We start from the raw sequence: 15,022 nt of genomic DNA on the forward strand, positions 1-15,022 counted from the left end.
TATTTAACCACCTTTAAACTTCTTTATTTATACTAAGCAATATTAATGGTGTAAAAATAATTTTGAATGTCTTCTAAATAAAATGCATGTCGTCATAAATAGTTGTTTACAGCTAATATAATGGACATTATACTTACTGCCTAACTTTGAGGAAGAAAGTATGTCTATCAATAATAACGCGTTAAGTACTTACCGGCTTTTAAAAGCAACTGCCGAAGTTGCTGAAAAATCACTAAAAGGACGTATACAACATTACCGCGCTCATCTTAAATCAGAAGAAAAAGAATTAAGAACCTACACTCAAAAAGCGGCTGCAGATTTACTTGGTTGTAATAATCGTACCTTAAAACGCCGTCATGACAATGGTGACTTTGACGATCTTAATATTAAACGTGGTGCTAATGGTCACTATGCTTACACCTTAGTTAATATTTTTGCCATGGCTGATATTATGGATATTCAGCCAGATCATCGCACTACTAACGATAAACTTCAGGTTATTGTTATTAATTCATTAAAAGGCGGGTGTGGTAAAACAACTAGTATGGTTAATATTGCAGCGGCTTTAGCTACAACTAACATTAAACGTTATCGCATTGGTATTATTGACTTAGACCCTCAAGGTTCTTCATCTAGCTTTTTTCCTTCAAACGATCACGACCCTGTAACTGTGGGTGATTTAATGCGTGATTGTATTGACCTTGATGAAGGTGAAACCTGGCCAGAATTTGTCTCAAGCGCTTTTGTAACTACTCACATTCCCAATATTCGTGTTTTACCATCAGGCATGGATGATTTTTACTTTGAGCATGAAACAGCAACGCTTTTAAAAGACACCTCAAATTATGAGCAAACTCGTCATTATCATAAGTTATTAGAAAAAGTTATTGAGCCTGTAAAAGACGAGTTTGATATTATACTTATTGATACAGCACCTACTCTTAACTTTATGTTTTATAATGCTTTAATGGCATCAACAGCTATGCTTATACCGGTTCATCCGGAAGCGGTAGACTTTGATGCTAACAACAAATATTTAAAGCGTTTAGGTGAGATTTACCACACTGTTGCAGCACTTGGCCACGATGGTTGGGACTTTATGCAATTTTTAGTTACCAACTATGTTAAAGGTAACCACTCTCAGCGCGATATTGTTAAAGATGTACGTAGTGCCTTTGGCCGCCAAGTAATGAGCTACCCTATAAATCACAGCTCTGCCATTACAGCGAGTTCTTCGTCTTTTAATACTATATTTGATCAAAAAGCATCCGACAGTTTAGCAAGTCGTGAATCGCTTTTACGTGCTCAAGAAAATATTAAAGATGTGGTTGATGAGCTAGAAATGCTCATTCGATCTAACTGGGAATCTACCCAATCATCATTAAATAATACTAAGTAAGGATGTTACATAAAAATGGCTACAAAACGTAAAAACGACACCCGCTTAGATCCATTTGCAACGGCTGTAGGAAACAGCAGCCTTGATGCGTTATTAGAACAAGCTAATGCGGGCGATGTAATAAGAATGCCAGCACCTAGCGATCCAACACGCGAAATTACGCTAGTGTGTAAAGTAATTGCTCATGCAGATATTGAATCTAGCACCACGGTTTACGGTAAAAACCGCCGTGTGCAATCGCTATTAAACGAAAAGTCAGTATCTGACATATTACCTGCAATTAGCGAAGATGGCCGTAATCAGCACCCTGCATTACTTTGGGATCAAGGAAATACTAGCTTAGTGCTTGCAGGTTCACGCAGACGTAAAGCCTGTATTTTAGCTAATGCCGATTATCTTGTTTTAAGCTCTCCTGATTTTACAGACGAAGACGCTAAAATATTAGCTGTATCGTCAGATCAATACATTGCCCCTAGTTTGTGGGAATTAGGCCAAGCTTACCAACACACTAAAAACGAGCTAATTGAGCAAGGTAAAAAGGGTTCTTATCGCGAAATATCAGCTATTGAGGGCGTTTCGCATACGGCAGTTGCTGATGCAATTAAAGCGTACGAGCAAATTCCTGCCGATGTAATTTCACTTTATCCAACAGCTAACCATGTGGGTAGAGAAGTTGCTAAAAAGCTTGTTAGCGCAAAGGAGCGCGACGAACAGGCATTTAATAACCTAGTTGCTGCGCTTCACTCTGATGACGAGATAAACGCTATAGCAAGCGATGACAAACGTGCTATGGCCATTACAAGACGTTTAACGGCAGAGCCACAAGCCGCTGCTAAGCGTGAAGCCGTGCTAGAAAACGAGTTTATTAGCGTACAACGCAACCTAAAGAGCGGTGATGTTTCAATTAAAATTGATAACAAAGTAATGACCGACAAACGTTTAGAGCAACTTACAAAGCTTTTAAATGCGTTTAATTAATTTTACTACTGCTTAGTAAAATAATGATCCAAAGCCGCTTTTAGCTTAGTTAAATACTGATCTAAGGGCGGCCTTACTTAGTAAAAACGTGATCTGTTTTATCAAAATATCCCTCAATTAACTCATTCCTACCTATATAGATCAAAGTTTTACTAACTTAATCTGTAATATAAGCCGTTTTTTAGTTTTAAACGTATTTGTTAGTAAAAAACTGATCTGTAATGCCCCTGTATTGTTAATAAAATGTTTTAATAGTATGCATTTACCGTGTGTTTATGATGTAACTTACCTATTGTTCCTTTATTTTTATCTATAAACCGATTTTTTACTAAGCTAGCAGCTCCAACCAGTTTATATAACGGTAATATTGCTTTTGCTACGTGCAGTTAAAGAATATACTGGCAGAATTATTTTAAAAATTTAATGCTTAGAGTGACATGTCTGCTAACTTATCAAAAAATGATTTACTGGCTATTTTTGAAGAAATAAAAAATGAGCAGGCAACTTTGTTTCCTCTTTCTGAGCGTTTTATTAAAAAACTGTTTAGACCCAATGTGCTCGATAAGGGTAAAGAATATTATAAAAATGGCCAAATCAGCTGGTTAGAACACAGCAGTGATTTTTCGGTTATTGATTCCACCGTTCAAGGCGATAGCGGATCATCATTTAACCAACGTATTGAGATCAATAAAATACCAACTGGTTATTCGGTAGATACCCACTGTACATGTAACGCTAAAACTAAGTGTCGCCACTTAGCTGCTATTTTGTTTAAACTTAAAATAGAGCACTCGGGTGAATACGGTGAAGACTACTTTATTAACGACTGGTTTAGCGAGCTTGCAGCCCTAAAAAGTGTTAATTCGAACCCACCCTCGCAAGTACTTTTGTTTGTACTTGATATAGAAAACAATAAAGTTTTTTTAACCCCAAAAATAGCCAACTATGATAAAAATAATAACTACACGTTGGGTCGTAATTTAACTGAGCAGCAATTAAATAGCTTTGTAACACCTAACGATTTACTCGAGAGCGACTTTAGATTGTTCAGTTGGATACGCTCTCAAAATGCAGTCGGAAATATTGAGTTAAAAGGACAATGGGGCTTTAGTGCACTGCAGCAACTTATAGCAACCGAACGATTATTTTTACAACGCTCTCGTGTTGCTATAAAAGCCCAAACAGGCCAGGCACTTAGTTTTAATTGGCAGCAGCAAAACGAATTATCGCAGCTTATAATAGAACTTGAGCACAGTAAAAATTGGGCGCTCATTAAAACTACCCCCCCTGCTTATTTAGATCTTGAGCATTTTAAAGTGGGCCGTATCCGCACTCAACTTAGTGCCGACGAAATAGCTCATTTACAATCAATACCGGCATTGCACGACGCAAACTTTGACCGTATTTATAAGCAACTTGCTGATAACTTTGGTGCCGGTGTTATTCCTCATCCAAACAACGAGCAAGCTGTTATAAAGCAGCTTGGCAATGCTGTTTTAAAAGTAACAATGGCTGAGCAAGAGCTTAAGTTATCGTTATTGTTTAAATATAAAAATAAAAACTATTTAGCTGGTTCTGCGCCTGCTAATTTAATTAATAGTGCATTTGAAAATACCGTAACCAATGAGTTAGTAAATTTGGGTTTTGAGTTTTGTAAAGGGGGTTTACAAAGCGAGTTTGTATTTAATAAACAATCACCTATCCACTTACACTGGTTAGTTTATGAAGTATTTCCTGCGTTTAAAAAACGCGGTTGGCAGGTTAGCCAAACTAAAGTAAATATTGCAGATCCGCAAGGCGTTGTAACGCTCGATGTAAACCGAGCTGCTGGACATCAAATGCATTGCAAAGTACATTTAAGTGATGCCAAAGCAAGTGCCTTATTTAATACTGATGATGCTGTTTATCAGTCGTTAAATCGCCAAAGTGAATTGTTTTATTACTACCCGGTTGGGCGTCAATTTGGGGTTATTAGTAAAGAGGCTATTAATTTACTAAACGAATTTAAACAACGCTTTGAGTTTGTAAAAACTCGCGATGAATTTAATATTCCTCTTTCTTATTTACCTGAACTGGTAAAACACACTGCTGTAAATATTACGCTTCATGATGAATCGTTAGAGCGCTACCTTAATGAATTAAATACCACTGAGCATGCTATGCCTGCGGTTGCTTTACATGGTTTAAACGACTCAGTAACGCTTCGAGACTATCAGCAGCAAGGGGTTGATTGGTTAAGCTTTTTAAAGCGCCATCAATTAGGCGGCATACTGGCAGACGATATGGGCTTGGGTAAAACACTGCAAGTTATTGCCTTTTTAGCCAGTAGCTTTAACCGCCCCCAAGCAGGCCCTACTCTTATAGTATGCCCTACCAGTTTGGTAAGTAACTGGCAAAACGAAATAACAAAATTTGCAAAAAGCCTTAAAGTCACCACTATTTTTGGCTCGCAACGTAATGAGCCATTACAGCATTTAGCGCAAGCACAGTGTATTTTAACTACCTATCCGCTTTTAAAGCGCGATATTGCTTATTACTCTCCGCTTTATTTTGAAAATATTATTTTAGATGAAGCGCAATATATTAAAAACGACACAGCTCAGGTTTCGCGCCTAGTTAAACGTTTAAACGCCGATTTTAAGTTATGCTTAAGTGGCACCCCAATCGAAAATAACTTGTTTGAGCTTAAATCGTTACTCGACTTTGCCATGCCCTCGTTATTAGGCTCGCAGGCTCACTTTAAACAGCATTTTCAAACGCCTATTGAACGCGAGGCCGACTCAGAGCGAGCAGAACAATTAAAAGCGCTTATAATGCCGTTTATTCTGCGCCGCACCAAAGCGCAAGTAGCACAAGAACTACCGCAAAAAACCGAGTTATTAAAAGAGTTTGAGTTTGAGCCTAAACAAAAAGAAATGTACCAAGGCATAACTCGTGCGCTCGAAGAAAAGCTCATAGATTTATTTGCTGAACAAGGCGCACAAAAAAGTAAACTCGCATTTTTAGAGGCGCTTTTAAAGCTAAGGCAAATTTGTTGCCACCCTAAATTAATTGAGCCAGAAACCCAAGCAAGCTCTGCAAAATTAGAGTGGCTGTCTACTCACTTACCGTTAATGCTTAGCCTTGGACGTAAGGTTATTATTTTTAGCCAATTTACCTCTGCGCTTGATTTAATTGCAGCGCGCTTAAACGAAATAAACATAAACTTTAGTATGCTCACAGGGCAAACACGCCATCGAGACAAAGTTATAGATGAATTTACCAGTGGCAAAACATCGGTATTTTTAATTAGTTTAAAAGCGGGAGGCACTGGCCTTAACTTAACCCAAGCCGATACGGTTATTCACTTTGATCCATGGTGGAACCCCGCTGTAGAAAAGCAAGCGACCGATCGTGCGTACCGTATAGGTCAAACAAACCCTGTGTTTGTGTATAAGCTAATAATGAGCAACTCAATTGAGCAAAAAGTATTTAAAATGCAGCAAGATAAACAAGCCTTGGTTGATGCATTATTTACCGATAAATCAATGAGCTTCACATCGTTTGATGAACAACAAATGCTATCACTTATAAAAAGTTAAATTTTTAAATAAACAGTTGAACTAATTTAATATGAGAGCGTCTACTATTATGCTTGTTGATTAATTGCAGTTAACACAAGCTTCATGTTGATTTCCCTGATTGGTTACTAAATTTAGTAATGATTAAGCCAGCCCTTTTAAGCTGGCTTTTTTTATGCCTAAAATTAATTTTTATAAATATTTAGCGGTTTATTGGAACTTAATTTAATTGCGGGCGTCTACTATTATGCTTGTTGTTTAATTGCAGTTAACACAAGCTTCATGTTGATTTCCCTGATTGATTACTAAATTTAGTAATGATTGAGCCAGCCCTTTTTAAGCTGGCTTTTTTTATGCCCAAAATTAATTTTTATAAATATTTATAGGTTTATTGGAACTTAATTAAATTGCGGGCGTCTACTATTATGCTTGTTGATTAATTGCAGTTAACACAAGCTTCATGTTGATTTACCCCGTTTAATTACTAAATTTAGTAATGATTGAGCCAGCCCTTTTTAAGCTGGCTTTTTTTATGCCCAAAATTAATTTTTATAAATATTTATAGGTTATTGGAACTTAACTTAATTGCGGGCGTCTACTATTATGCTTGTTGATTAATTGCAGTTAATACAAGTTTCATGTTGATTACCCTGATTGGTTACTAAATTTAGTAATGATTGAGCCAGCCCTTTTAAGCTGGCTTTTTTTATGCCTGTATTTCTCCCCTACCCCACACGATACTTATTCGTTATGATGGCATGTCTCTAAATTTTATAAGTTTATTTTATGTTTACTCAGCTACTAACTCATATTGATTGGCTAAGCGCTAGTGTCGGTGTTGCATCGGGTCTTGTGTTGTATGGCCTGGTGTCGTTACCTTCTCGCAATAAATTAAAACAACAAGTAAGCGAGCAACAACAGCAGTTATCGTTATTACAAAACCAGTATGACAACAAACAGCAACAATACAGCGAGCTAATAGATGAGCACGAGCTACTTGAGCAAACTCATCAAGAGCAACGCGACGAAGCCCAGCATTTTAAAACCCGCTTTAGCGAGCAAGAAAAACAAAGCGTTCAATACAACCATTTTTGGCGTAAAGCCGAAAGCGAACTAACAGCCCTGCGTGATCAATATAACCAGCGAGATGTAGAGCTTAATACTATGCGCACCACGCTTGAGCAAAAACAGCAAAACTTTACCGAGCAACTCGCGCAAATAGAGCAAAGTAAAAATGTGCTTAAAAAAGAGTTTGAAAACCTCGCTAATAAAATCTTAGAAGAAAAATCGCAAAGTTTTAAAACCCTAAATCAAGAAAGCATTGAGCAACTATTAAAACCAGTACAAGGGGAGCTAAAAGGCTTTAGAGATAAAATGGAATCTATTCACGTTGAAGATTTAAAACAACGTGCAGCCCTTAAAACTGAGCTATTGCATCTACAAGCCAAAAGCCAAGCTATTACCGAGCAAGCCGATAAGCTCAGTAATGCACTGCAAGGGCAAAAAAAGACCCAAGGTAATTGGGGCGAATTGATGCTCGAAAACGTACTCGACAGCGCAGGCCTGCGTGCGGGTAGCGACTACAAACGCGAAGTATCGTTTAACACCGAAGATGGCCGACTGCGCCCCGACGTAGTTGTGTATTTACCACAGGGGCGCCACTTAGTGATTGACGCTAAAACATCGCTAAATGCCTATACCCGTTACGTTAATGCCGAAAACGAATTAGAGGCTAGCCAAGCAATTAAAGAGCATGTAAATGCCGTTACATCGCGTATTAGCGAACTTGCGAGTAAATCGTACGATCGACTCCCTGGTATCAATTCACCTGAAGTGGTTATTATGTTTGTCCCTATTGAGTCTGCATTTGTAGAGGCGCTTAAATACCAAAGCGATATTTACCAACAAGCCATCGAAAAAAATATTTTAGTTGCTACGCCAACCACCCTACTTACCAGCTTAAATATTGTTAAACAGCTGTGGCGCTTTGAAGAGCAAACTAAATATTCTAAAGAGCTGGCAAATCGTGCCGAGCGTTTTTACAACAAGCTCAATGGCTTTTTAACAAGTATGGAAGGTGTAGGCAAACAGCTCGACCGTGCAAAAGAAAGCTACGATAAAGCGTTCTCTCAGCTATACCGTGGTAAAGGTAACTTAATTAAACAAGCTTCTGAATTTAAAGAGCTAGGGGTATCGGTTCAAAAAGAGTTACCAAACGAAAGCGTAGAAAAAGCCCAGCTAGAGCTTGATTAGGCTTACTATACAGTCGCTTTTTATTTATAAAGTAAAGGAGGGTTAATGATTTTCCCGTTACTAAGTTCACAAAGGTTAACGTTAACCCCTATTAATCCAAAAGGCACAAGGCGACAAAGTGGTTTTTGGAAAGGGCAATTTCACGATCTTAAATGCTTTGCACTTTTAAGCTCAGGGCACAATTTATGAAAAATGATGATGTAGTTTATAACTTATTGAACGAAATCAGCGTTCAATTTCCTGAAGTTAAAGCGTTAATGAGCATCTATGATGAAGATGAAACCACGTTTAGAATGGAGGCATTTTCTAAAGCCACAACACAGGCTGTTACTCTCGCTTATACTGAACAAGCCCAGCGTTATTTAAATTACATGGCTGAAAAGTTATTAAATGCAGACGCAAAAGTAATTGAATACATAGACGTATATTACGTAGAAACACTATTTTGGGGTGCAAGTTCTTATACTATTGCAGTTGGTTGGCCTTTAGTACCAGCCAAGTTACAAGCGCTTTATATCAATTTTCATGGTAGAGCGCCGTTAAACTAATACAACTAAAGCTCACATGTACTAGCTTACGCCTTTAATACTCGACCTCATTCAAGAGCTCATTTATTTTTTCATCGCCAATACACTCTCCATTAGACCAGCTAGCATCTAGTAGGTTAATTAAACTACCAATACGCTCTGATTTACGCTGTAGCTGCTCTATTAGTGCGTTGGCCTCATGTTGTTTTTGAGTGAGACGCTCAATAATAGCAGTGTGATCTAGCTCTTTGTTTGGCTTACGTAGTGTGGGTATTTCTTCAAGTGAAAACCCTAAACTTTGTGCAAACTTAATTATTTTTAGCTGCTCAACACTATTTACTGTGTATTGGCGATAGCCATTGCTGTTTCGTACGCCCGCTGGCAGTAAACCTATGCTTTCGTAATACCTTATAGTGCTGGCTGCTGTACCGCTTTGTTTAGCAAGTTCACCTATTTTCATTGTTACCCATTAGCCTATAATGACGGTTGACCTTAAAGTTAACGAGCGATCTATTTCACTTTAATAAATTAGAACGCTCGGTAGTACACATTACAACCTTACTCCATGTAAGCGCTATTTTTACTTTTAATAGTTTGAACTGAGTTCTCTAACTTTCGTATTGCAGCTCCTAGTTCTTGAATTTTTTTATCTTTGTTAAAACTTGTAAGCCCGCTAGCAAAAATTATTAAAAATACGAGAAAGAGCAATCTTCTGTATTTTGATTTAAAAACGGTTTCTAAATTTTTAACCTCACAAGAACAAGACATTACTTTCTCCAATTACCTTAATTATTTCATATAAATACCTTAAGGCCTAACTACGACAAAATAGGTCGCGTATTTTATTCGGTGCTAATTCCATAGTGCCCTAATGATTTTATCATCCGTCTTATAACTCTGGCTTTTAGCTGCTCTGGTGCCTTTACAATAATGTGATCTGACAAACCCATGAGCCAGTTCTCCAACTCTAAGGTATGGGGTAATTGAATAGAAACATCTACCCAATCATTTTGAGTAGTCAAATCAGGCAAAGTCCTTTCGTTATTAATTTTCTGACTAGCATTAATAGCTGACTCTTTGAATAGCTCTTTGACATAGCCTTTTACAGCGAGTTTTACTTCAATTGTCTCAGCATTTACTAATATACCAACAGCACCTGTTTGAGAGTATTTTAAAGTATTAAAGTCAGTATCAAACGTTTCATTTAATAATTTAGCGCTATTAACTCGATGAAAAAGAAGGTGTCTAGGTTCTTTATAGTCATAAAAGTAGCAAATAAGAACCAGCTTAGTGTCTCTTATCAACATACCTAGCGGTGAAATAAGATGGACAGAATCGGAACCACCATAAGTTATCTCCATTTTTCTTTGCTCTAATATTCCTTGGGTAATTAGAGATTTGATTCCAGTATCAATGTTTAATGGTTTAAAAGCTAAAACATGTGGCAAACTCGCAATTTTCGATGGCCATGAGTGCAATAACTGTGATCTTACCAGCGTATCTTTTGACTTTTTAAAAATAGCATCAAGCTGAGAAAACACTTCCCTAGGGAAAAAATCTTGGAGGTGTTGCTCTACTAGCTGAAGTGATAAAGCTTCTTCTGCAGAAATCGATGGTAAGAAAATATCAGAACGTTTTCTTGAATAAGACCATTTGTACCCGTCTGGTGAATCTGAACTTACTAGCCCAAATAAGTCAGCCACTTCAACTAAATCTCGCTCTACAGTTCGTTTTGTCACTGTAAAGCCTCTATCTTGAAGGCTTGACTGTAAAATTTTGGCCGTTGTCCATCTAGGAGTAATGGGGATGAGTTGCATCATATTAATAATGCGAGGGAGAGTTTTTCCTTTAGCCGTTGGCATCAACTTTGGGCGCTTATCATAACTTAAAGTTACATAAATATTATCATAAATTAAATAATAACAGTAGGTTACCATATCTATGTATATAGGGTAATTGCACTATTTTATATATAAAAGCACTTTTATAGCAGTGTACTTTGGGTTATTCTGCGCGATAACGATGATAAGGAAGTTGTTTAAAAGCCCCGTAACCCATGTTTTAGGCCCTCAAGCTTCTCTATTATTAAATAAACATTCAGCAAGGAAATTTAATGAAAGCAGACTTTCACATTAGAAGCTATGAAAATAGTACGTTGTACAGCTCATTTGAAAATGATGGCCTGTTGATCACTCCAAGTCGAAAAATAAAATACCTCATTCCAATAAATACCAACGATTCTATAAAAATCAAGCAAATGATATTAGCTTATAAAGTAACAAGTGATGGCGTTACCGATAGACACTCTAAGCCTCACTGGATTTATGTTGATGATATATTAAATGTTAACAACAGCGATAAAGGGTTGTTTGCCGTTCAGTACGAAGGGCATATAAATCACAAAGATTATGCCGACTTTCCAGCAAAAAAAGTGGCTAATGAGTTATTAGATACCCTAAGAAAAAGAAAATGGCAGTCTTTAAACTGTTTGACCCATACATTAACCGACAAAAAAGAATTTCAATTGAGTGAAAAGTTATCACAACATTTATTGGATTTTTATCATGAAAATAAACCACCTGTTATTGATGAATACGACCTTGAACAAGATTTGTTAAAGAATAAAGCAATTAAAACTGAGCGAGGCTGGCAGATTAATATCAATGACTATCCAATTGACTTTCTCTTAAAAGAGTTAGGTGAGGATGAACACCCTAAAGAAATTAAAAAACTGCGTGCGCAATATCAAGATGAGTCAATCGCTTACTTGAATTTAGACCGTCGAGACTTTGATAGTAAGTTTGCTTTGCAAGCATCTTTAGATGACGACACGCTTATTTCAGACCCTCAAGATGTTGAACAGTTAACAGCAATTACTAATATGCTTATTAATGGAGGTTCCGTAGAGTTATTTGTTTTCACTCTCAGAAAGCCAGACTCGAATAATGCATGGGTGGGCTTCTTAAACTTGCTGCGTTGAGCAACTAAATGATCAATATTTAATAAAAACAACGATATTGCGACTTATTCTGTCGCAAGTATTTTATATTATTAGCATGTGTTGCTTCCGTGGAGGGGCATAAGAAAAAGTGTGAGAAACTTTTTCGTCATGGCCTACTTAATGTAGGCCTTTTTTAGAAAAACCATCAAAGTATAAAAAGGAGCGCAAAGAAATTACGTGACCAATTATAACTTTTTAAAGCTCAGCAAAAGGATTCCTCTAAAGGATTTAAAGCTAGTAAAACGACCCGGTGGTGGCTTTCGAAAACCCCCTTCAAACTTTTTTAAGCGAAATTGCTTAGATAAATTTGAATCCAAGGGCATTCAATACATCGCTGATAAATCAAACATAGAAATTGAGACCCTTAAGCAATTTATGGCAGGGAATTTGGCTGTTGATTCTACACTTGCCGACAAACTTGAAAAAGCCACAAAAGTTGGCGCTGCAACTTGGTTAGAATTACAACGTCAATATGATGAGTACATAAAGTAATTCTAATTTGAGTGGTTATGCAAGACTTGCCTGTTCCTAAAATTTAGAGGCTATGTTCAAAGTGCCATTTTAGTACAACCTAAGAAGTTGTGCTTTGCAGTTTTAACTATAATAAATATTACTCGAAGGTTGCAAAATGAGCTCAAACAAGCTTTTAATTAAATCACTAGCTCTGGCTTCAAAATATCATGAGCAGCAAAAGCGAAAATCAGATGGCTCGCCCTATATTAACCATTTGATAGAAGTTGCAGTCCTGCTTACAGATATAGCTGGAGTTGATGACGACGACGAACTATGCGCCGCAATACTCCATGATATTTTAGAGGACACTGACGTTACGACAGAAGAAGTTTATAAAACCTGCGGTCATCGTGGTCTGGAGTTAGTAAAAGCACTTTCAGACGATAAGTCGTTATGCTTAGCGGAGCGACGAGAAGAAACGCTCAAAGCACTTCCTAAAAAGCCAAACTCGGTAAAGCGTATCAAATTAGCGGATCTATGCTCTAATGCTTCAGCAATACCATCCGGTTGGACATTAAAGCGGCAGACTGAGTACTTCCTCTGGCTAGATCAGGTTGCTGGGATCTGTAAAGCATCAAGTCTTTCATTGCATAATGAGTATTTAAGAAGAAGAGCTAACTATATCGCTAAATAGTCCTCTCTATTAGCTTAAATCGACCTTTTAAACTCCCCAAGTTTAATTAATGGCATATGTTTCTTTTTTTGCCTAACTCTAAACTTAGCCTAAATGACGGTTGACCTTAAAGCTGACTTTAAGGTTATAGTGCCTGTAATGTCAATTTATGGTTTACCTAATGTCTAAAAATAAACTATCGCCTGTATTTACCTCTTTTACTTTACCAAGTGGCTTAGCGCTTAAAAACCGAGTAGTAAAAGCAGCCATGGAAGAAAATCTCGCAGAGGCTAACCAAACGCCATCGCAAGTGCTTAAAAATGTATACAGCGAATGGGCAAAAGGCGGCTGCGGGTTAATTATTACCGGTAATGTTATGGTAGATCACCTTGCTATGACAGGTCCAGGGGGCCTTACACTTGAGCAACAAACAGATATAACAGCATTTGCAGAACTTGCACGTTTAGCGCAGCAAAATGATTGTAAAATTGTTATGCAAATTAATCACCCTGGTCGCCAAGTGTTTAAAAATATGGGTGGAAAAGCCTTTAGTGCGTCAGATATTGCGCTTGATGTGGGTAAACATTCCCATTTATTTACTCAGCCAAAGGCAATGACACAAAGTGATATTAACGATGTAATTATGCGTTTTACACAAACAGCCTTACAGGCAGAAAAAGCAGGCTTTAATGGCGTACAAATACATGCTGCGCATGGCTATTTATTAGCACAGTTTTTATCTCCTCTTACTAATAAACGAGATGATAAATGGGGCGGAAGCCTTGAAAACCGTGCCCGCTTATTGCTCGAAATTACCAAAAGCGTTAAAGCACATTGTAGTGAGAGTTTTTCGGTATCCATAAAACTTAACTCAGCTGATTTTCAACGCGGTGGCTTTGAACCAAGTGACGCGCAAGCGGTTGTTAATGTGCTAAGCACATTAGAGGTTGATTTTGTAGAGCTTTCGGGCGGAAGTTACGAAGCACCGGCTATGCAAGGCAAAACAGGCGATGAGCGAACACTTGCACGTGAGGCGTACTTTTTAGAGTTTGCTAAAGCAATTAGCGAGCAATCAACCATACCCATTATGACCACGGGTGGCATTAGCCGGTTAGATGTGGCAAATAAAGTAATTAGCTCAGGCGTAGCGCTCGTTGGTATGGCCACGGCACTGGCCTATCAGCCAAATTTAGTTAATAGCTGGCAAACACAGTCAACGCAAAACCTGCTTATGCCGCGTGTTACCTTTAAAGATAAAAGCCTTGCTGGGCTTGCCACTATGGCGCTGGTAAAAAGGCAAATTCGCCGAGTTGGCCAAGGCAAACACGTTAAGGCAAATGCCTCCGCTATTTTTACTTTAATAAGCGATCAAATACGCTCAGCTAAGCTTACAAAACGCTACCGAAAACGCTTTGCTAAAGAGCTCAATTAATTAGTACTCCCTATTTAATTAAGCCACACTCGAGAGCATTGATTGATGGGCGTTTGCATATGCCCAGTTAACGCACTCTTGCGCTAAAATAGCGATGGTGTCTAAACAGGTATCTGGCGATTGCTTAGCTTGTGTGGTTAATACTAGTGGTATTTCGGTGCAGCCAAACAGCACACAATCTGCACCTTGGGCAAGCATTGACTCGTAAGCCTTGCTTAATAAGTTGCGCCCTGTATTTAAATCCCCTGCTTTTACAGCGGTTATGCCATCCATAATAGACATTTGCTGCTGCGTATTTGGCTCAATAAAATCAATATTGTGCTGCTCAAATGCGTTTTGATAAATACCCATATTTAGTGTGGCTGTAGTGGCTAAAATACCCACTTTTTGCTTATTGGTTGCTTTAACTTGTTTAATAACGCTTTTTACAATACTAATGGTGTGTACATCGGCATTTTGAGTTAATGCGTCGTACCAGTAATGCGCGGTATTACACGGAATAACAATACAGCTTACACCTAAGCTTGTTAGCTCTTTAAAACCTTTTTTTAGCTCAAACAATGGGTTTTCATCTTCAATACCCATTAAAAATTTTGTTCGGTCAGGAATTTGCGGGATATTCCTTATAAACATAGGTATGTGCTCTTGATCATTTTTAGCAGGTGATAGCGCAATTACCTGATTCATAAATGAGGCAGTAGCCAAAGGCCCCATTCCGCCTAATACGCCAAGAGTTCTGAGCATGA

The 15,022-nt window shown here is 37.8% G+C and carries 12 protein-coding genes; 9 read left to right on the top strand and 3 right to left on the bottom strand.

Going from position 1 to position 15,022, the window contains the following annotated elements; all coding sequences use genetic code 11:
- Positions 1–160: 160 nt before the first annotated feature.
- From PESP_RS16870 to PESP_RS16890, 5 genes are all read left to right on the top strand, one after another.
- Positions 161–1,399 (top strand): AAA family ATPase, encoded by a 1,239-nt coding sequence (locus PESP_RS16870; protein ID WP_089349202.1) that lies wholly within the window; start codon positions 161–163, stop codon positions 1,397–1,399.
- A 15-nt stretch (positions 1,400–1,414) separates the two neighbouring features.
- Complete coding sequence (locus tag PESP_RS16875; RefSeq protein ID WP_089349203.1) at positions 1,415–2,377, top strand: transcriptional regulator; 963 nt, start codon at positions 1,415–1,417, stop codon at positions 2,375–2,377.
- 437 nt (positions 2,378–2,814) lie between these two features.
- Entirely contained in the window at positions 2,815–5,958 is a 3,144-nt protein-coding gene (locus PESP_RS16880) for a DEAD/DEAH box helicase (RefSeq protein WP_089349204.1), read from the top strand.
- A 765-nt stretch (positions 5,959–6,723) separates the two neighbouring features.
- The gene (locus tag PESP_RS16885) at positions 6,724–8,190 is read left to right on the top strand and encodes a DNA recombination protein RmuC (RefSeq protein ID WP_089349205.1); all 1,467 of its coding nucleotides are present in this window, start codon (positions 6,724–6,726) and stop codon (positions 8,188–8,190) included.
- 185 nt (positions 8,191–8,375) lie between these two features.
- On the top strand, positions 8,376–8,738 hold the full coding sequence (locus PESP_RS16890) for a DUF7674 family protein (RefSeq protein WP_089349206.1): 363 nt from the start codon (positions 8,376–8,378) through the stop codon (positions 8,736–8,738).
- Positions 8,739–8,772: 34 nt separating this feature from the next.
- On the opposite strand, the gene PESP_RS16895 is transcribed toward PESP_RS16890, so the two are convergent.
- Positions 8,773–9,177: a MerR family transcriptional regulator gene (locus tag PESP_RS16895; protein WP_089349207.1), complete on the bottom strand. Its 405-nt coding sequence runs from the start codon at positions 9,175–9,177 to the stop codon at positions 8,773–8,775.
- A 382-nt stretch (positions 9,178–9,559) separates the two neighbouring features.
- Positions 9,560–10,654, bottom strand: a complete 1,095-nt coding sequence (locus PESP_RS16905; protein WP_089349209.1) for a helix-turn-helix transcriptional regulator — start codon at positions 10,652–10,654, stop codon at positions 9,560–9,562.
- A 176-nt stretch (positions 10,655–10,830) separates the two neighbouring features.
- On the opposite strand from PESP_RS16905, the gene PESP_RS16910 reads away from it, so the two are divergent.
- The 4 genes from PESP_RS16910 to PESP_RS16925 all read left to right on the top strand — a co-directional run bounded on the left by PESP_RS16910 (position 10,831) and on the right by PESP_RS16925 (position 14,276).
- Positions 10,831–11,697: a hypothetical protein gene (locus tag PESP_RS16910; RefSeq protein ID WP_089349210.1), complete on the top strand. Its 867-nt coding sequence runs from the start codon at positions 10,831–10,833 to the stop codon at positions 11,695–11,697.
- Positions 11,698–11,895: 198 nt separating this feature from the next.
- Entirely contained in the window at positions 11,896–12,210 is a 315-nt protein-coding gene (locus PESP_RS16915) for a hypothetical protein (protein ID WP_089349211.1), read from the top strand.
- A 136-nt stretch (positions 12,211–12,346) separates the two neighbouring features.
- Positions 12,347–12,865 carry an HD domain-containing protein gene (locus PESP_RS16920; RefSeq protein ID WP_089349212.1) on the top strand — a complete coding sequence of 173 codons (519 nt, stop codon included), beginning with the start codon at positions 12,347–12,349 and terminating at the stop codon, positions 12,863–12,865.
- A gap of 160 nt (positions 12,866–13,025) precedes the next feature.
- Positions 13,026–14,276 (top strand): NADH:flavin oxidoreductase/NADH oxidase family protein, encoded by a 1,251-nt coding sequence (locus tag PESP_RS16925; RefSeq protein WP_089349819.1) that lies wholly within the window; start codon positions 13,026–13,028, stop codon positions 14,274–14,276.
- An 18-nt stretch (positions 14,277–14,294) separates the two neighbouring features.
- Here PESP_RS16925 and cuyB read toward each other — a convergent pair whose 3' ends face one another.
- Positions 14,295–15,020 (bottom strand): cysteate racemase, encoded by a 726-nt coding sequence (gene cuyB, locus PESP_RS16930; protein WP_089349213.1) that lies wholly within the window; start codon positions 15,018–15,020, stop codon positions 14,295–14,297.
- Positions 15,021–15,022 lie beyond the last annotated feature (2 nt).

Origin of the sequence: Pseudoalteromonas espejiana DSM 9414 (assembly GCF_002221525.1) — a bacterium.
Classification (GTDB): Bacteria; Pseudomonadota; Gammaproteobacteria; order Enterobacterales; family Alteromonadaceae; genus Pseudoalteromonas; species Pseudoalteromonas espejiana.

What these genes read in the sequence shown, in the direction of transcription:
- PESP_RS16870 (WP_089349202.1), top strand. Translation starts at nt 161, where the DNA reads ATGTCTATCAATAATAACGCGTTAAGTACTTACCGGCTTTTAAAAGCA.
- PESP_RS16875 (WP_089349203.1), top strand. Translation starts at nt 1,415, where the DNA reads ATGGCTACAAAACGTAAAAACGACACCCGCTTAGATCCATTTGCAACG.
- PESP_RS16880 (WP_089349204.1), top strand. Translation starts at nt 2,815, where the DNA reads ATGTCTGCTAACTTATCAAAAAATGATTTACTGGCTATTTTTGAAGAA.
- PESP_RS16885 (WP_089349205.1), top strand. Translation starts at nt 6,724, where the DNA reads ATGTTTACTCAGCTACTAACTCATATTGATTGGCTAAGCGCTAGTGTC.
- PESP_RS16890 (WP_089349206.1), top strand. Translation starts at nt 8,376, where the DNA reads ATGAAAAATGATGATGTAGTTTATAACTTATTGAACGAAATCAGCGTT.
- PESP_RS16895 (WP_089349207.1), bottom strand. Translation starts at nt 9,177, where the DNA reads ATGAAAATAGGTGAACTTGCTAAACAAAGCGGTACAGCAGCCAGCACT.
- PESP_RS16905 (WP_089349209.1), bottom strand. Translation starts at nt 10,654, where the DNA reads ATGGTAACCTACTGTTATTATTTAATTTATGATAATATTTATGTAACT.
- PESP_RS16910 (WP_089349210.1), top strand. Translation starts at nt 10,831, where the DNA reads ATGAAAGCAGACTTTCACATTAGAAGCTATGAAAATAGTACGTTGTAC.
- PESP_RS16920 (WP_089349212.1), top strand. Translation starts at nt 12,347, where the DNA reads ATGAGCTCAAACAAGCTTTTAATTAAATCACTAGCTCTGGCTTCAAAA.
- PESP_RS16925 (WP_089349819.1), top strand. Translation starts at nt 13,026, where the DNA reads ATGTCTAAAAATAAACTATCGCCTGTATTTACCTCTTTTACTTTACCA.
- cuyB (WP_089349213.1), bottom strand. Translation starts at nt 15,020, where the DNA reads ATGCTCAGAACTCTTGGCGTATTAGGCGGAATGGGGCCTTTGGCTACT.